Genomic DNA, 16142 nt, shown 5'->3' with positions numbered 1-16142 from the left:
CCCGAACCTAGGCGATCACCCGAGCACCGCGCGACGTCTGCTCCGCCACCAGCGGTCGATCGCCGGTCGCAGCGCGGTCAGCCCCTTGTAGTCGGCCATGTCACGCGGCAGCTCCGCGGTGACCGCGACGACGCGCTCCGCCCAGCCGGGCACCGCGGCGAGTTCGTCGAGCGAGGCCTGATGGGTGCGGATGAGGAAGAGGATCGCACCGGACGGAGCGAGGCGCGTCAGGTGCTGCACCTCGACCCGCAGGCAGAGGCGCCGGCCGACCTCGTCGACGGACGCGGTCTCGAGGTGCCGTCGCGCGCGTGCCCACTCCCCGCGCGTCTCCAGAGAGGCGTCGAGCCGATGATCGACCCCGAGCGACCAGTTGGTGCGCCGCACGATCGCTCCCGCACCCAGCCCGAGGAGGAACGCGCGCGCCCGCGCCACGACCCCCTCGTCCCGCACACGCGGGACGGGACCGTGGATGTCCTCGAAGCTCGCACCCAGAGCGAAGTTCACGGACCACCCCGACGCGAACGTCACCACGCCCGCGTCGGCGAACAGCTCGCCCCCGCGGGTGTCCAGCAGGACGAGATCGTCCGGGGTCTCCCCCGCCGCCAGCAGCAGTGGGTCGACGCTCGGGTCACCTCTGGCGACGTCGATGCTGGTGCCGGACAATCTGTTCGAGAAACGGACACGCCCGTCGTCGAGATCGAGCGTCGTCTCGTCGGGCATGCTGCGGTGCAGTTCGGTCAGCACCGTCTCGAGCGCGTCCCACCCGGCCGGCGCCATGTGCGGCAACGAGACCGCTCGCCTGGGGTCCCGTGCGAGGATGCGGGCGCGTTCGGCCAGCGCGTCCCGATAGTCGGTGCCCGGTTCGACGACGTGCTCACCCCAGCCGCCCGCGGCGGTCCGATGAGCCGTGCGCGCCGGTTCGAGATTCGTGCTGTACCGGTACGTGTCACCGTCGAAGGGGAACGGGAAGGCCCGTAGGTCGGTCACAGGTCCACCACCAGACGGTCCCCCGCGGCGCGGGACACGCAGACCATCATCGAATCCGACCGTGTGCGTTCGTCGTCGGACAGGAACAGGTCGCGATGATTGACGGCGCCCGCGAGCACGGGCGTCCGACACCGACCGCAGACACCGTGACGACACTGCCGGTCGACGGACACGGCGGCAGTGTCGAGGACGTCCAGCACCGACTCGTCGGCCGACACCGGCAGGGTGCGACCGCTGCGCGCGAGTTCGAGCACGAACGACCGGCGAGGAGTATCGGGGCGGATGAACGCCTCGGTGTGCAGACGGCTCTCCGGCCAGCCCACCACACGCGCGGCAGTCAGCGTCGCTTCGACGAGAGAGGGTGGCCCGCAGACGAACAGGTGAGTTCCCAGTGGCTGCCGGGTGAGCGCGTCCGCCAGTCCGCTCGTGAAGTCCTCGCGGGTGGTGCTGATCCGCGCATCGCACGACGTGGCCACGTCCTCGGCGAACGCGCCGCGTTCCGGCCGGTGGACGTAGTGCACCTCGGCGGTCGACCCGAGCCACCGCGCCAGGGACAGGATCGGCGTGATGCCGATCCCGCCGGCCACCAGCAGGTGCCTCCGCGCACGGAGAACCGGAGCGAAGGTGCTGCGCGGAGTGTCGACCTCGACGACGTCACCCGGGCGCCGGCTCTGCAGCCATCGCGACCCGGCGCCGACGGCGAGTACCGCGCACGAGTAGAGGGACGGGGCGTGCGGCGGCCCGATCAGGGAATAGGCGTTGTACGGGGCGGACGCGTCGTCGCCGCAGCGCACCACCACGTGGCTTCCGGGCACGAACGACGGCAGCGCGTCCCCCGAGCGCAGCGGCGCGAGGTCGATGCGCCGCACCGCACCGTCCGGAGTGACCGCGGTCGAGTGGACCACCCGCAGTGTCACGACGCGGCGTCCGGAACGCCGAGGCGAGCAGCGAGACGGCTCGAGACATGGTCGGTCACCACGAGATTCGCACCGCAGGACCCACAGGGCGGTGCCGGTCCGACCGTTCCGCACACCGGGCAGTAGACGTCGACACTGCCGTCCTGCGTGACGACGACGGAGATCTCGTCGGGTTCTGCGCCCGCCCGCAGCGCCCGCTCGCGGTAGACCGCGACATCGGCTGCGGAACCGATCAGCACACAGCGCCAGCCGACCACCGCACGGTCCGTCTCGGCGTCGAACCACGCGTCCGACTCCGGACCTCGCACCGCGAATCGGCCCGGGCTCTCACCGGCCGAGTCCAGACGGTCGGCGTCGCCGATGATCAGCACGGTCACGCCGCCGACAGTACCGCCGGCCGATCCGCGACCGGGCGTGTCAGCGCACGAGAGGTGCCAGCCGACCGGGGATCTCCTGCAACGCGAACGGCAGGCTGAGCACGGTGCTCCACGCCATGGCCTCGGCCGCCTCGTCCTCGAGAATGATCACGCGATTCTCCTGGACGGCGGACAGCTGCTGGTAGACGGGAGTGGCCGCCAGCTCGGCACGAAGCTTGTCACCGAAGCCGCCACCGGCGTACCAGACGAGCACGTCGACGTCGGCGAGAGACAACTGCTCGGTGCTCACGGTGGCGAAGTTGCGCTCGCCCACCTGGTCGACGACCGGCGGATTCACGAAGCCCAGTTCGTTGAGGAAGCGCACCTTCGGGTCCTGCGCGCCGTAGACACCGAACTGTCCGGGCCCCTGCAGCGCTCCGAGCAGCACCGTCTTGCCGGCGAACGACGGGTTGGCGGCAGCCGTGTCGGCGAACTCGCGCTCGAGATCGGTGATCAGCGTGCTCGCCTGATCAGCCCGACCGAGCGCCTGGCCGAGCAGTGCGGTCTGGTCGCGCCACGGAATGCCGTAGTCGACGAAACCGGTCGGCTGGGTGACGGTCGGGGCGAGCTGGGACAGCGAGTCGAACTCCGACTGCGTGATACCGGCATAGGTACCGACGATGAGATCGGGGCCTGCCGACGCCACCTTCTCCACGTCGATGCCCTCGGACGCGGTCCCGACGATCGCCGGTGCGGCGCCCCCCAGCGCAGACTGCGCCCAGGGCCAGGTCGCGGACGGGTAGTCGCCGTACCAGTCGAACACTCCGACCGGAACGACACCCAGCGCGAGCAGGGTGTCCTGGTCGTTGTACCCGACGCTGACGACGCGCTGCGGGTCCGACGGCACGCTGACCTCGCCGTACTTCGTGGACACGGTCGCGCCGGAGTCCTGCGATCCGCCGGAGTCCGAACTGCTGCACGCAGCGGCCACCGCGACGATCGCGCCGGTGGCACCGAGGAGGAAAGAACGACGTGAGACGCCGGCCGACATGGCCATGGTGAGGTGGTCCCTTCGATGGACGGCGGGGACCCAGCCCCCCTGGTGTAGGCAAGGCTAACTTATGCACCGCCGCCTCGGACACGGGTCCGTCCGCGCGCCGGGCCGACGCGGGTCCACTATGGAGTGATGAGCACGTCGCACGAGAGCCACCACTGATGGGCCGCGCCACCGTCCGCCGACCGGTCGTCCGCATCCGCGGACCGCACCGCTCGTCACGGCCCGACACCGTGGTCGCCGAGGAACCGTTGGAGTTACGCGTCGGCGGCAAGGCGTTGGCCGTCACCATGCGTACGCCCGGACACGACGTCGAACTCGCGCACGGGTTCCTCGCCACCGAGGGCGTCATCGGCGGCCGCGACGACATTCTGGCCGCACGGTACTGCGACGGTGTCGACGACGAGGGGCTCAACACCTACAACGTGCTCGATCTCGCTCTGGCAGCGCACGTCCCACCACCCGACCCCGGGGTCGAACGGAACTTCTACACGACGTCGTCCTGCGGCGTCTGCGGCAAGGCGTCACTCGATGCGGTGCGGCTCAAGACCCGCCACTCCCCCGGAGCCGACGGCGCGACAGTCACGACGACCGTCCTGACCACGCTCCCGGACACCCTCCGCGAGCACCAGCGCATCTTCGCGTCCACGGGCGGGCTGCACGCGGCCGCGCTCTTCGACACGGACGGCACGCTTCTCGCGGTGCGGGAGGACGTAGGCCGACACAACGCCGTGGACAAGGTGATCGGGTGGGCGGTGCTCGAAGGACGGGTTCCCCTCACGGGAACGGTGCTCATGGTCAGCGGACGCGCATCCTTCGAGCTCGCGCAGAAGGCCGTCATGGCCGGGATCCCGATCCTCGCCGCGGTGTCCGCGCCGTCGTCGCTCGCCGTCGACCTCGCTGACGAGTCCGGCCTGACTGTCGTCGGCTTCCTCCGCGGAGACGGTATGAACGTCTACACCCACGCCCAGCGTGTGATCAGCGAGCCGCCGCCCGACGACGCCCGGTGACCAGACCGACGACGGTCAACAGCACGACCACCGCGAGGGTGGCGAGTACCTGACGACGGGACGACGCGTCCGTCAGCATGAGCACGGTCAGGCCCACGAGGAGCGCGAGCGCCATCCAGCTGAGGTACGGGAACGCCCACATGCGAACGGGCAGTGGACCTGCCGCCTCCAGACGGCGTCGTAGTCGTAGCTGCGATGCCACCGTCATCGCCCAGATCGCCAACAGGGACGCGCCCACGGCGTTGAGCAGGAACGTCAGCAGACCGTCGAGGTCGAGATAGTTCAGCAGCACGGCCACGAAGCCGAAGAACACCGAGACGAGCAGCGCGGCGCGCGGGACCCCCGACGCATCCACCCGCGCCAACGGCCCCCTCCGGCCTTCCCGCAACGCCAGCGAGTACATCATCCGGCTGGTCGCGTAGATCTGCGCGTTGAAGGCACTGAGCAGAGACAGCACGATGACGGCCTCCATGAAGCCGACCACCCCGGAGAGGTTCGCCTGCTGCAGCACCAGCGTGAACGGGCTCTCCGCGGCCGACTGCGCCTCGTCGAGACGGTTCCACGGCAGCAGCAACGTGATCACCAGGATCGACCCGAGGTAGAAGACGCTGATGCGCCACACGACGCTGCGCACCGCGCGCCCCACCGACAGGGCCGGGTCCTTCGACTCGGCCGCCGCGATGGTCACGATCTCGATGCCGCCGAAGGCGAACGCCACGACCAGCAGCCCCGCGGCGATGCCCGAGACGCCATTGGGCGCGAACCCACCGAGACCGGTGAAGTTGGCGGCGCCGACAGGGTCCGAACCGGGGAGCAGGCCGAACACCAGCAACGTCCCGACGACGAGGAACCCGATGATGACGGTGACCTTGATGGCGGCGAACCAGAACTCGAACTCGCCGAAGTTCGACACCTTCGCGAGGTTGATCGCGGCGAAGACGACCATGGCCACGAGGGCGGGGATCCACGGATCCACGTCGAACCATGCACCCATGAAGGCTGCGGCGCCTGTCATCTCGGCGCCCATGACCATCACGAGGGTGAACCAGTACAGCCAGCCGGTGACGAAGCCGGCGGTGCGGCCGAACGCCATCTCGGCGTAGGTCGAGAACGATCCCGACGACGGCGAGGCGGCGGCCATCTCGCCGAGCATGCGCATGACGAGGACCACGAGGAAGCCGGCGATGGCGTAGGACAGGAGGACGGCGGGTCCCGCGGCGGCGATGCCGGCGCCCGTGCCCAGGAACAGCCCGGCGCCGATCGCGGAGCCGAGGCCCATCATCGTCAGGTGGCGGACCTTCAGTCCGTCGGTGAGTGAGTCGACCATGAGAAGGAAACGGTAACGCTACGTCCGGACGCGGACCTCGGCGCCCGTCGCCGCGAGGACGTCGTCGACCCCCACACCGGGTGCGGTCTCGATCAGTTCGAGCCCGTCCGCCGTGACGTCGAGGACCGCCAGATCGGTGATGATGCGGTGCACGCAGCCGCGACCGGTGAGCGGGAGCGTGCACCTCTCGACGATCTTGGGCTCCCCGCTGCGGGAGACGTGTTCCATCATCACGATGACGCGTCGCGCTCCGTGGACAAGGTCCATCGCGCCGCCCATCCCCTTGACCATGTGGCCGGGGATCATCCAGTTGGCGAGATCACCGCGGCTGTCCACCTGCATCGCGCCGAGGACGGCGACGTCCACGGCGCCGCCGCGGATCATGCCGAAGGACTGTGCCGAGTCGAAGAACGAGGCCCCCGGGAGCACGGTGACGGTCTCCTTGCCGGCATTGATCAGCTCGGGATCGAGTTCGTCCTCGGTGGGGTACGGGCCCACGCCCAGAACCCCGTTCTCCGAGTGCAGGATCACGGTCCTGTCGGGGGGAATGTGGGCCGGGATCAACGTGGGCATACCGATGCCCAGGTTCACGTACTGCCCGTCCTCGAGTTCGGCGGCCACCCGTGCCGCCATCTCGTCCCGTGTGCGGGGAGTCGGGGTCATGACCTCACCGTCCTGCGCTCGATCCCGACCGTCACGGGCCCGACGACGACGACGCGCTGAACGTGGATTCCGGGCGTGTGCACGTCCTCGGGCGTCAGCTCCCCCGGCTCGACCAGATGCTCCACCTGGGCGATGGTGATGCGCCCCGACTCCGCTGCCGGTGGGTTGAAGTTGCGGGCGCTGGCCCGGTAGACGAGATTGCCGTACCGATCACCCTTCCAGGCGTGCACCAGTGCGAAGTCGGCGGCGATCCCGCGCTCGAGGACATGGGTGACACCGTCGAACTCGCGCGTCTCCTTCGGGGCCGAGGCGAGAGCGACCCCGCCGGCGCCGTCGTACCGCTGTGGCAGCCCGCCCTCGGCGACCTGGGTCCCCACCCCCGCGGGGGTGAAGAAGGCCGGGACTCCGGCGCCGCCCGCTCGCAGCCGCTCGGCGAGCGTGCCCTGCGGTGTCAGCTCCACTTCGAGCTCGCCGCCGAGGTACTGGCGGGCGAACTCCTTGTTCGACCCGACGTACGAGCTGACGGTCCTGCGGATCCGGCCCTGCTCCAACAGGATTCCCAACCCGAAGCCGTCGGTCCCGCAGTTGTTGCTGATGGTCTCGAGATCGGTCGCACCCTGATCGAGCAGTGCAGCGATCAACAGCTCCGGCACACCGACCAGACCGAATCCGCCCACCGCGATCGACGATCCGCTCGGGATGTCGGCCACCGCCTCGGCGGCCGAGGCCACCACCTTGTTCATCATGACCGTGACCCTAACGCACTGTTCGACAAGTGAACATAAGTCCGCGATGCGAACACTGTGCTTCAATGAGACACGCGCATCCGAGCCGACGAGGAGAGGACCCCATGACCGAGCCCGCACCGCCGCAGACCCGCGCTGCCGCCGCGGATCACGTGCAGTCCCTCGCCCGCGGACTCGCGGTGATCCGGGCCTTCGACGCGGACCATCCCCGTCGCACGCTGTCCGAGGTCGCCCGAGCCACCGATCTCACCCGCGCCACTGCCCGTCGCTTCCTGCTCACCCTGGTCGAACTCGGGTACGTCCGCACCGACGGCACCACCTTCGCGCCGACTCCGAGGGTCCTCGATCTCGGCTACTCGTACCTCTCGTCGCTCTCGCTCCCCGAGATCGCCGGACCGCATCTCGAGGCCTTGACCGCGCGCGTGCACGAGTCCTCGTCGGTGTCCGTCCTGGACGACCTCGACGTCGTCTACGTCGCCCGGGTCCCGGTGAGCCGCATCATGACCGTGTCCATCACCATCGGCACCCGTTTCCCCGCCTACGCCACCTCGATGGGCAGAGTCCTGTGGGCCGGTGTCGACGAGAACGCTCTCGCGAACCTTCTCGCGCGCACCGACCTCCGCGACCTCACGGGACGGACGGTGACGACGGAGTCGAGCCTGCGCGCCGAACTCGATCTCGTTCGGACACAGGGCTTCTGCATCGTCGACCAGGAACTCGAGATCGGACTCCGCTCGATCGCCGCGCCGCTGCACGGGCACGGCGGCGCCGTCACCGCCGCGGTCAACATCAGCACGCCCGCGGCGCGCTACTCGCTCGACGAGTTGAGAACCACCGTCGTGCCGGCGCTGCTGAGCACCGCGGCCGCCATCGACGCCGATCTCGCCCGCGTCGCGTCGCGGTCGGACGCAGCCCGCACCTCCTGACCTCTCCCCCCACCCGACCACCGACACACGAGACGAGACCACGCCATGCTCGACGCCGTCATCTGCGCTCCGCTGCGCACCCCCGTGGGCCGCTTCGGCGGGGCCCTGAAGACCGTTCCCGCAGCGGACCTCGCGTCTGCCGTGATCATCGAGATCCTCTCGCGCACCGGGCTGTCCGGCGCCGAGATCGATGACGTGATCCTCGGGCAGGGCGCACCGAACGGCGAGGCACCGGCGATCGGACGCGTCGCCGCACTCGATGCGGGGCTCGGCATCGGCGTCCCCGGCCGCCAGGTCGACCGCCGCTGCGGGTCCGGGCTGCAGGCCGTTCTCGACGCCTGCATGCAGGTCTCCACGGGCGTGAGCGACGTCGTGCTCGCGGGCGGCGTGGAGTCGATGAGCTCCACCGAGTTCTACACCGACGGTGTGCGGTGGGGCGTCGGCGCCGACTCCGTGCCCCTCCAGGACAGGCTCGCACGGGCCCGGATCACGGCCGGCGGCACACACTTTCCCGTGCCCGGTGGGATGATCGAGACGGCCGAGAACCTCCGCGAGCAGTACGGTGTGCCACGCGCCGACCAGGACGCCTTCGCGGTGCAGTCCCACCAGCGCGCCGTCGCGGCGCAACGGAGCGGCGTCTTCGCCGAGGAGATCGTGCCCGTCACGGTGCCTCGGCGCAGGGGCGATCCCGTCGTCGTCACCGACGACGAGCACCCCCGAGCCGACACCACCCTCGAGTCGCTGTCCCGGCTCCGCCCGATCCGCGGGACGATCGATCCGCAATCGACGGTCACCGCCGGCAACGCCAGCGGTCAGAACGACGGCGCCGCGCTCTGCCTCGTCACCACGGCGAACAGGGCCGCAGCGCTGGGGCTGACACCCCTGGTCCGACTCGCCGGATGGGCGGTGGCCGGTGTCGCGCCGGCGACGATGGGCATCGGCCCGGTCCCGGCGACGGCCGCCGTTCTCGGCCGGCTCGGCCTCACCCTCGACGACATGGACGTCGTCGAACTGAACGAGGCGTTCGCCGCCCAGGTGTTGTCGGTGCTGACCGAATGGTCGATGGACCCCGCCGACCCTCGGCTCAACCCGCACGGCTCGGGCATCTCCCTCGGCCACCCGGTCGGCGCGACCGGCGCACGCATCCTGACCACCCTCGCTCACGAGATGGTGCGACGAGACGTGCGGTACGGCCTCGAGACGATGTGCATCGGCGGCGGCCAGGGACTCGCGGCGGTGTTCGAGCGCGTCTAGGGACGGTCCGCGTGCCCGAGGTCGCGCTCCGGGTCGACCTCGTCTCGAACGAGTTGCTTCAGGACGGTGATGTCGAGAAAACCGCCGCGCTCCTTGCGATCCCACACCACGGACTCCCCCACCACGACGCGGAAGACTCCGCCGGTGCCGGGAATCAGCGCCACCTCGGTGAGGTCGGATCCGAAAGTCTGCAGCAGTTCCTGCGCCATCCATCCGGCTCGCAGGAGCCACTGACACTGGGTGCAGTACGTGATCGCGACGCGCATGGCGGCGACCCTACCCCCGACGTTCCAGAGCCCCGACGCTCCAGAGCCCCGACGCACGAGAACCCCGGCGACCATCGGTCGTCGGGGCTCTCGATCGAGCTGAGGGGGTCAGGCGCTCTTCTCGCGCCGTTCCGGCCGGTCCGGCTTGCGCGGCACGATGGTGGGGAGCACGTTGTCGTTCACGGTCTCCGCCGTCACGACCACCTTCGCCACGTCGTCACGACTGGGGATGTCGAACATGACCGGGTTGAGCACTTCCTCCATGATCGCGCGCAGTCCACGAGCGCCCGTGCCGCGATGGATGGCCTGCTCGGCCATCGCGTCCAGCGCGTCCGGGGTGAACTCCAATTCGACACCGTCCATGTCGAACAGGCGCGTGTACTGCTTCACCAGAGCGTTCTTCGGCTCCGACAGGATGGTCACGAGGGACTCCTTGTCGAGATGCGTGACCGACGCGACGACCGGCAGGCGACCGATGAACTCGGGAATCAGACCGAACTTGATCAGATCCTCGGGCATGACCTCGGCGAAGTGGTCCTGCGTGTCGATCTCGGCCTTGGAGTGGACCTCGGCGCCGAAGCCGAGGCCGCGCTTGCCGATGCGGTCCGACACGATCTTCTCGAGCCCGGCGAAGGCACCGGCGACGATGAAGAGCACGTTGGTCGTGTCGATCTGGATGAACTCCTGGTGCGGGTGCTTGCGTCCACCCTGCGGAGGGACACTGGCCTGTGTGCCCTCGAGGATCTTGAGCAGGGCCTGCTGCACACCCTCGCCGGAGACGTCGCGCGTGATCGACGGGTTCTCGCTCTTGCGAGCGATCTTGTCGACCTCGTCGATGTAGATGATGCCGGTCTCGGCGCGCTTGACGTCGTAGTCCGCGGCCTGGATCAGCTTGAGGAGGATGTTCTCGACGTCCTCACCGACGTACCCCGCCTCGGTCAACGCGGTGGCGTCGGCGATGGCGAACGGGACGTTCAGCATCTTCGCCAGCGTCTGCGCGAGGTAGGTCTTGCCGCAACCGGTGGGGCCGAGCATCAGGATGTTGGACTTGGCCAGTTCCACGGTCTCACCACGGGCGTCACGGGCCTTGTCGCCGGCCTGGATGCGCTTGTAGTGGTTGTAGACCGCAACGGCGAGACGACGCTTCGCCGTGTCCTGACCGATGACGTAGTTCTCCAGGAAGTCGCGGATCTCCGCGGGCTTGGGCAACTCGTCGAGCTTGACCTCGCTCGACTCGGCCAGTTCTTCCTCGATGATCTCGTTGCACAGATCGATGCACTCGTCACAGATGTAGACACCTGGTCCGGCAATGAGCTTCTTGACCTGCTTCTGGCTCTTTCCGCAGAAAGAGCACTTGAGCAGATCACCACCGTCACCGATGCGTGCCATGAGCGTTAGTCCTCACTAGTGAAAGAGAATCTCTGCGTGCGACCGTACCCGCCTTCGCGGTCGGAGGTCGACTTCTGACGCAACCCGAGCAGGCATGTCGGAGAGGCGTCGCACCCCCTCGGACGTGGGTGAATCGATGCAGTCCGGGGGCTCGGAACCGGCCGGAGCCACCCGTCCACGACCCGTCGTCCGGGCGTGTCGGGAGCGGCCTCCGGCCGGCCGGCGTCACTTGCGTGCGGAGAGCTTGCGGTATTCGAAGACGGTGTCGATGATCCCGTAGTCCTTGGCCTCCTCGGCCGTGAGGATCTTGTCGCGATCGGTGTCCTTGCGGATGACGTCGGCGTCCTTGCCGGTGTGGCGACCGAGGGTGGTCTCCATCAGACGACGCATGCGCTCGATCTCTCGAGCCTGGATCTCGAGGTCCGACACCTGGCCCTGCACACCGCCGGTGGACGGCTGGTGGATGAGGACGCGAGCGTTCGGCAGTGCCGCACGCTTGCCGGGGGCACCCGCTGCGAGCAGCACGGCGGCGGCCGACGCGGCCTGACCGAGGCAGACGGTCGCGACATCGGCGCGCACGTACTGCATCGTGTCGTAGATCGCCATCAGCGACGTGAACGAGCCACCGGGCGAGTTGATGTACATCGTGATGTCGCGGTCGGGATCGAGACCCTCGAGCACGAGCAGCTGCGCCATGATGTCGTTCGCCGAGGCGTCGTCGACCTGCACGCCGAGGAAGATGATGCGCTCCTCGAAGAGCTTGTTGTACGGGTTCGACTCCTTGACGCCGTAGCTGGAGTGCTCGACGAAGGACGGGAGGATGTAGCGGGAATCGGGCCCGGCGGGCGAGCTGGAGCCGGGGAGAGAACGGGGATCGAAGAGCTGGGACATCAGTACTCCAAGGGTGTGGGTGAAGAGATCGGACGACCGACAGGAGCGAGCGCGTCGCGCGCTACGCTGTCCGGTCCGATCAGTTGTCGGCTCCGCTGGTGCCGCCGGCCTGCTCGGCGCGTGTGATGACGTGATCGACCATGCCGTACTCGAGGGCCTGCTGCGCCGTGAACCACCGGTCGCGGTCGGAGTCCTCGGTGACCTGCTCGAACGACTGCCCGGTGTGCTGTGCGATCAGTTCGGCCATCTCGCGCTTGGTGAGGGCGAACTGCTCGGCCATGATGGCGATGTCCGCCGCGCTGCCGCCGATTCCGGCGGACGGCTGGTGCATCATGATGCGGGCGTGCGGCAGGGCGTAGCGCTTGCCCTTGGTCCCGGCGGTGAGCAGGAACTGGCCCATCGACGCCGCCAGGCCCATCGCGTAGGTCGCGACGTCGCACTCGGCGAAGTTCATCGTGTCGTAGATCGCCATGCCGGCCGAGACGGAACCGCCGGGCGAGTTGATGTAGAGCGCGATGTCGCGAGTGGGGTCCTCTGCCGAGAGCAGGAGGATCTGGGCGCACAGCTTGTTCGCGATGTCGTCGTCGACCTGCGTGCCGAGGAAGATGATGCGCTCACGGAGCAGACGCTCGTAGACGGAGTCGCTGAGGTTGAGTCCGGCGGTCGCGGACGTCATGGCCGGAGCGGTCACGATCGACCCTGCCTGACGGGACGGCCCTGCCTGGTCGGTGTTGGTCGCCGGGTTCGTGGTGGTCACGGTACCTGCCTTCTCGTGCTCGATGTGGTCTCGCCTGAACGAGTTTCTCGCCGTGAGCGCGAACGTTCCCTGTGGACGGAACGCTCACGTTCTCTGTCACCGACACTAACGAAGGACGGCGGCCCCGGAGTCCCGGAACCGCCGTCGTTCGCTGTGAGCGTTACTTCTGCTGTTCGCCCGCAGACGAATCGTCCGCAGCCGACTCGTCCGTGGACGACTCGATCTCCGCCGACTCGGTCTCGTCGGTGGCCTCGTCCTCGGGATCTCCGAAGAGCTCCTTGGTGTCGACGCTCGCACCCGCGGTGTCGGTCACGGAGACGCGATCGACGATCGCGGCGAGTGCCTTGCTGCGTCGGATGTCGGCGAACAGTGCGGGCAGCTGGTTGGCCTGCTGCACCTGCTGGATGAACTCCTCCGGCGCGATGCCGTAGCGCTGCGCCTGGAAGACGATGTTCTGGGTCAGCTCTTCCTGTCCGACCTGGACCGACTCGGCGTCGGCGATGGTGTCGAGCAACAGCTGGGTGCGCACGGACTTCTCGGCACTCTCACGCGCGTTCGTGTCGAACTCCTCGCGCGAGGAGCCTGCGGCCTCGAGCTGCTGCGCGAGCTTGTCCTCGTCGTGGTCGAGCGGATGGATCGCGTCGTGCAGCGCGGAATCGACCTCGGCCTTGACGAAGGCCTCGGGAACCGGGACCTCGACGGACTCGAGCAGAGCCTCGAGCACCTTGTCGCGGATCTGCCCGGCCTGCTCGACCTTCTTGACGCGGGCCACGCGCTCGCGCAGATCGGCCATCAGCTCGTCGAACGTGTCGAACTGGCTCGCCAGCTGGGCGAACTCGTCGTCGGGCTCGGGCAGCTCGCGCTCCTTCACCGACTTCACCGTGACGGTGACCTGCGCTTCCCGGCCGGCGTGCTCACCGGCGAGCAGCGTCGTCGGGAACTCCTTGGAGTCACCCACGGACAGCCCGACGATCGCGTCGTCGAGACCCTCGATGAGCTGGCCGGAGCCGACCTCGTGGGACAGGCCCTCGGTCGAGGCCTCCGCGACGTCCTCGCCGTCGACCGTGGCCGACAGGTCGATGGAGACGAAGTCGCCGGTCTGCGCAGCGCGCTCGACACCGGTGAGGGTGCCGAAACGCTGACGCAGCGAGAGCAGCTGCTCGTCGACGGCCTCGTCGGTGATCTCGACCGGGTCGACGGTGACGGTGACGCTCGAGAAGTCGGGCAGCGTGATCTCGGGACGCACGTCGACCTCGGCGGTGAAGACAATCTCCTCGCCGTCCTCGAGCTTGGTGATCTCGATGTCCGGCTGGCCGAGGGGCTTCAGCTCGGTCGAGCTGAGCGCGTCGTTGTACTTGGCGGGCAACGCGTCGTTGACCACCTGGTTCAGGACGTTCGCGCGGCCGACGCGTGCCTCGAGAAGCTTCGCGGGCGCCTTGCCGGGCCGGAACCCGGGCAGGCGGATCTGCTGCGCGAGCGTCTTGTAGGCGCGGTCGAAATCAGGCTTCAGCTCCTCGAAGGGCACCTCGACGTTGATACGGACTCGCGTCGGGCTCAGCTGCTCGACAGTGCTCTTCACGAACGTGCTCCTTCATCTGCTCGACTGCAGTGACTCGGTGTCGGACTGTGGTGGTGCGGGGTGGTTCCGGTGGGAAGGTGGATCTGGACCATTCGATCGCGGCGACCGACGTCTGTCGGGATGACAGGATTCGAACCTGCGACCCTCCGCTCCCAAAGCGGATGCGCTACCAAGCTGCGCCACATCCCGTTCCTCGTGCACGCCGTCACCCTCGATCGTGGCGATTCGCACCGGCAAGGCCACAGCGACGTGCGCCGACGATCCTACGGCGGTACCGCGGAGGCGCCGACGGCGGGCCGATTTCTCGATCGCGCGCGACGTTCGGTACAGTTCCTCAACGCAGGCGGCAGGAGCTGGCGATCCCAGCACCGCCGCAGGCATGCGGGCGTAGCTCAATGGTAGAGCCTCAGTCTTCCAAACTGATTACGCGGGTTCGATTCCCGTCGCCCGCTCCACGAACACGAGAGCCCCCCGATTCACCGAATCGGGGGGCTCTCGTGTGTTCGGGGGTCAGCCGGCGTCGGACAGGACTCCGGCGCCGTCGCGCGCCGAGGTGACCAGCGACACTGCCTCGAAGATGCTTCCGCACACGGTGATCGGCGAGCAGACGCCGAGGAGCTCGAGCGGGCGCCGCACTGCGGGGTCGGTGGCCACCAGCACCATCGGACGGACCGACAGCGAGGATGCCGCGCCGAGGAGAAGGACAGCGCCGGCGCTGCCCAGGAAGGTGACGTCCGACAGGTCGAGAACCACGTCCTCGTGGCCGCGAGCAGCCACGCGTGCCAGGACCTCGCGGAGTTCGGGCGTGGTGCTCATGTCGATCTCGCCGCCGACCGACACCACGGCGACGTCGCCGCGTTCGTATTCGAGGACGGTGAGATCGGCAGCGTCGAAAGAGAAGTGGGTGTCGAGTCCGTGTGCGGTCATTGCTGTGTCTCCCGGTTCGTGTGCGTCGATCTCGTTCCTCGGCGTCTGCCTTAGATTCGCCCGCCAGAGTGACGAGGCTGCGTGCAGTGCATCACGATTCGATAACGTTGACAGCACATCGAGATAACGCCGTTGCAGACTCAACTGCCTGTTCCGGGCATGACATCGCCTCGCGTCGGGAACACTGTGGTCATCTCGGCACCGTCCGTTCGAACCGCTGGAGGCCTGCATGCCCGTGTCCCACCCCGTTGTCGTCGGAGTCGACGGATCGTCCGCAGCGCTCGCGGCCGTGCGATGGGCCACGCGGCTCTGCACCGCTCGCGGCCTGCCCCTCGTGCTGGTCACGGCCGTGTCCGCGCCGGCCTTCGCGGACGTCGACGACACTGCAGCGAGTGCGCTCGACCGCATTCTCGCCGACGGAGTGGACGCGGCGCGGGCCGTGGCGGCCGACGTGTCGGTCTCCACCGAGACCCACCACGGCACCCCCGCCGGAGTACTGGTCGAACGATCGACGGACGCCGCGATGATCGTCGTGGGGACGCGGGGGCTCGGCGAGTTCACCGGAGGACTCTCCGCGTCGGTGAGCACGGCGGTGGCGACACACGCCTCGTGCGCCGTCACCGTGGTGCCTCTGGACACGCCGCCGAACGAGGGCACGGGACACGCCGTCGTCGTCGGCGTCGACGGCACGGACAACAGCGTGCCCGCCGTCCGCTGGGCGTTCGAGATCGCCTCGTCACGCGGGGCATCGCTGATCGCCGTGCACGCGTGGAGCGACATCGACGTTCCCGGCGGCCGCGGTCGGTCTGCCGAGGACGAGGAGGCCGTCCTCGCGGAGACGATGGCCGGGTGGTCGCAGGACTACCCCGACGTCGAGGTGGAGCGCGTGGTGGTCCAGGACCGGCCGGTGCGGGAACTCGTGGCCAGATCGGCCGAGGCGGACCTCGTCGTCGTGGGTCGCCGCGGGCGGGGTGGATTCACCTCGCTCCTGCTGGGATCGACCAGCCGAGCCGTGATGCACTCGGTGGACGTCCCTGTCACCGTCGTGCCGTCGCCCGTCTGATCCGTCCTCGCCCTCGCGAGGGGTGACCGG

General features: G+C 68.7%; 17 protein-coding genes and 2 tRNA genes. 5 read left to right on the top strand and 14 right to left on the bottom strand.

Annotation, left to right across the window (positions count from 1 at the left end):
* Positions 1 to 15: 15 nt before the first annotated feature.
* From QE397_RS05495 to QE397_RS05480, 4 genes are read right to left on the bottom strand one after another with little or no spacing between them, the layout of a single operon-like run.
* The gene (locus QE397_RS05495) at positions 16 to 987 is read right to left on the bottom strand and encodes a DUF3445 domain-containing protein (RefSeq protein ID WP_307092221.1); all 972 of its coding nucleotides are present in this window, start codon (positions 985 to 987) and stop codon (positions 16 to 18) included.
* Positions 984 to 1904, bottom strand: coding sequence for a PDR/VanB family oxidoreductase (locus tag QE397_RS05490; RefSeq protein WP_307092219.1), 921 nt, complete (start codon positions 1902 to 1904; stop codon positions 984 to 986). The genes QE397_RS05495 and QE397_RS05490 overlap by 4 nt, the downstream gene beginning before the upstream one ends.
* The gene (locus QE397_RS05485) at positions 1901 to 2281 is read right to left on the bottom strand and encodes a dimethylamine monooxygenase subunit DmmA family protein (protein ID WP_285185693.1); all 381 of its coding nucleotides are present in this window, start codon (positions 2279 to 2281) and stop codon (positions 1901 to 1903) included. Before QE397_RS05485 ends, QE397_RS05490 begins: the two co-directional genes overlap by 4 nt.
* Positions 2282 to 2321: 40 nt before the next feature.
* A complete protein-coding gene (locus QE397_RS05480) occupies positions 2322 to 3311 on the bottom strand; it encodes an iron-siderophore ABC transporter substrate-binding protein (protein ID WP_222631375.1) in 990 nt (329 codons plus the stop codon).
* Between the two features lie 164 nt (positions 3312 to 3475).
* On the opposite strand from QE397_RS05480, the gene fdhD reads away from it, so the two are divergent.
* A complete protein-coding gene (gene fdhD / locus QE397_RS05475) occupies positions 3476 to 4324 on the top strand; it encodes a formate dehydrogenase accessory sulfurtransferase FdhD (RefSeq protein WP_307092215.1) in 849 nt (282 codons plus the stop codon).
* On the opposite strand, the gene QE397_RS05470 is transcribed toward fdhD, so the two are convergent.
* From QE397_RS05470 to QE397_RS05460, 3 genes are read right to left on the bottom strand one after another with little or no spacing between them, the layout of a single operon-like run.
* Positions 4293 to 5651, bottom strand: a complete 1359-nt coding sequence (locus tag QE397_RS05470) for an amino acid permease (RefSeq protein ID WP_307092213.1) — start codon at positions 5649 to 5651, stop codon at positions 4293 to 4295. The genes fdhD and QE397_RS05470 overlap by 32 nt on opposite strands.
* A gap of 18 nt (positions 5652 to 5669) precedes the next feature.
* Positions 5670 to 6314: a CoA transferase subunit B gene (locus QE397_RS05465; protein ID WP_056445900.1), complete on the bottom strand. Its 645-nt coding sequence runs from the start codon at positions 6312 to 6314 to the stop codon at positions 5670 to 5672.
* Entirely contained in the window at positions 6311 to 7057 is a 747-nt protein-coding gene (locus QE397_RS05460; RefSeq protein WP_037185784.1) for a CoA transferase subunit A, read from the bottom strand. The genes QE397_RS05465 and QE397_RS05460 overlap by 4 nt, the downstream gene beginning before the upstream one ends.
* Positions 7058 to 7164: 107 nt before the next feature.
* Between QE397_RS05460 and QE397_RS05455 the strand changes: the two genes are divergently transcribed.
* Together QE397_RS05455 and QE397_RS05450 are read left to right on the top strand one after the other, a co-directional pair.
* On the top strand, positions 7165 to 7986 hold the full coding sequence (locus QE397_RS05455; protein ID WP_222638453.1) for an IclR family transcriptional regulator C-terminal domain-containing protein: 822 nt from the start codon (positions 7165 to 7167) through the stop codon (positions 7984 to 7986).
* Between the two features lie 45 nt (positions 7987 to 8031).
* A complete protein-coding gene (locus QE397_RS05450; protein WP_307092210.1) occupies positions 8032 to 9240 on the top strand; it encodes an acetyl-CoA C-acetyltransferase in 1209 nt (402 codons plus the stop codon).
* Here the strand turns inward: QE397_RS05450 and QE397_RS05445 are convergent.
* From QE397_RS05445 to QE397_RS05420, 6 genes are all read right to left on the bottom strand, one after another.
* Positions 9237 to 9506 (bottom strand): SelT/SelW/SelH family protein, encoded by a 270-nt coding sequence (locus tag QE397_RS05445; protein ID WP_307092209.1) that lies wholly within the window; start codon positions 9504 to 9506, stop codon positions 9237 to 9239. The two genes, QE397_RS05450 and QE397_RS05445, sit on opposite strands and share 4 nt — an antisense overlap.
* Before the next feature lie 108 nt (positions 9507 to 9614).
* A complete protein-coding gene (gene clpX, locus QE397_RS05440; RefSeq protein WP_027505654.1) occupies positions 9615 to 10895 on the bottom strand; it encodes an ATP-dependent Clp protease ATP-binding subunit ClpX in 1281 nt (426 codons plus the stop codon).
* A 225-nt stretch (positions 10896 to 11120) separates the two neighbouring features.
* Positions 11121 to 11786, bottom strand: a complete 666-nt coding sequence (locus QE397_RS05435) for an ATP-dependent Clp protease proteolytic subunit (RefSeq protein WP_027505653.1) — start codon at positions 11784 to 11786, stop codon at positions 11121 to 11123.
* Between the two features lie 79 nt (positions 11787 to 11865).
* Entirely contained in the window at positions 11866 to 12462 is a 597-nt protein-coding gene (locus QE397_RS05430) for an ATP-dependent Clp protease proteolytic subunit (RefSeq protein WP_051613384.1), read from the bottom strand.
* 241 nt (positions 12463 to 12703) lie between these two features.
* Entirely contained in the window at positions 12704 to 14122 is a 1419-nt protein-coding gene (gene tig, locus QE397_RS05425) for a trigger factor (protein ID WP_056445908.1), read from the bottom strand.
* 115 nt (positions 14123 to 14237) lie between these two features.
* Positions 14238 to 14311, bottom strand: a tRNA-Pro gene (locus QE397_RS05420).
* 192 nt (positions 14312 to 14503) lie between these two features.
* Here QE397_RS05420 and QE397_RS05415 point away from each other — a divergent pair.
* Positions 14504 to 14577 (top strand) — tRNA-Gly (locus QE397_RS05415).
* Between the two features lie 55 nt (positions 14578 to 14632).
* Here QE397_RS05415 and QE397_RS05410 read toward each other — a convergent pair.
* Entirely contained in the window at positions 14633 to 15049 is a 417-nt protein-coding gene (locus QE397_RS05410; protein WP_051613329.1) for an STAS domain-containing protein, read from the bottom strand.
* Positions 15050 to 15278: 229 nt separating this feature from the next.
* Between QE397_RS05410 and QE397_RS05405 the strand changes: the two genes are divergently transcribed.
* On the top strand, positions 15279 to 16112 hold the full coding sequence (locus QE397_RS05405) for a universal stress protein (RefSeq protein ID WP_222649364.1): 834 nt from the start codon (positions 15279 to 15281) through the stop codon (positions 16110 to 16112).
* Positions 16113 to 16142: the final 30 nt, after the last annotated feature.

This window comes from Rhodococcus sp. SORGH_AS_0301 (genome assembly GCF_030818285.1).
Lineage (GTDB): Bacteria > Actinomycetota > Actinomycetes > Mycobacteriales > Mycobacteriaceae > Rhodococcoides.
The sequence above is the reverse complement of the archived record's forward strand: the minus strand, read 5'-3'. Positions and strand labels throughout refer to the sequence as shown.

What these genes read in the sequence shown, in the direction of transcription:
- QE397_RS05450 (WP_307092210.1), top strand. Translation starts at nt 8,032, where the DNA reads ATGCTCGACGCCGTCATCTGCGCTCCGCTGCGCACCCCCGTGGGCCGC.
- QE397_RS05430 (WP_051613384.1), bottom strand. Translation starts at nt 12,462, where the DNA reads ATGACGTCCGCGACCGCCGGACTCAACCTCAGCGACTCCGTCTACGAG.
- clpX (WP_027505654.1), bottom strand. Translation starts at nt 10,895, where the DNA reads ATGGCACGCATCGGTGACGGTGGTGATCTGCTCAAGTGCTCTTTCTGC.
- QE397_RS05445 (WP_307092209.1), bottom strand. Translation starts at nt 9,506, where the DNA reads ATGCGCGTCGCGATCACGTACTGCACCCAGTGTCAGTGGCTCCTGCGA.
- QE397_RS05480 (WP_222631375.1), bottom strand. Translation starts at nt 3,311, where the DNA reads ATGTCGGCCGGCGTCTCACGTCGTTCTTTCCTCCTCGGTGCCACCGGC.
- fdhD (WP_307092215.1), top strand. Translation starts at nt 3,476, where the DNA reads ATGGGCCGCGCCACCGTCCGCCGACCGGTCGTCCGCATCCGCGGACCG.
- QE397_RS05465 (WP_056445900.1), bottom strand. Translation starts at nt 6,314, where the DNA reads ATGACCCCGACTCCCCGCACACGGGACGAGATGGCGGCACGGGTGGCC.
- QE397_RS05460 (WP_037185784.1), bottom strand. Translation starts at nt 7,057, where the DNA reads ATGAACAAGGTGGTGGCCTCGGCCGCCGAGGCGGTGGCCGACATCCCG.
- QE397_RS05455 (WP_222638453.1), top strand. Translation starts at nt 7,165, where the DNA reads ATGACCGAGCCCGCACCGCCGCAGACCCGCGCTGCCGCCGCGGATCAC.
- QE397_RS05470 (WP_307092213.1), bottom strand. Translation starts at nt 5,651, where the DNA reads ATGGTCGACTCACTCACCGACGGACTGAAGGTCCGCCACCTGACGATG.
- QE397_RS05405 (WP_222649364.1), top strand. Translation starts at nt 15,279, where the DNA reads ATGCCCGTGTCCCACCCCGTTGTCGTCGGAGTCGACGGATCGTCCGCA.
- QE397_RS05435 (WP_027505653.1), bottom strand. Translation starts at nt 11,786, where the DNA reads ATGTCCCAGCTCTTCGATCCCCGTTCTCTCCCCGGCTCCAGCTCGCCC.
- QE397_RS05410 (WP_051613329.1), bottom strand. Translation starts at nt 15,049, where the DNA reads ATGACCGCACACGGACTCGACACCCACTTCTCTTTCGACGCTGCCGAT.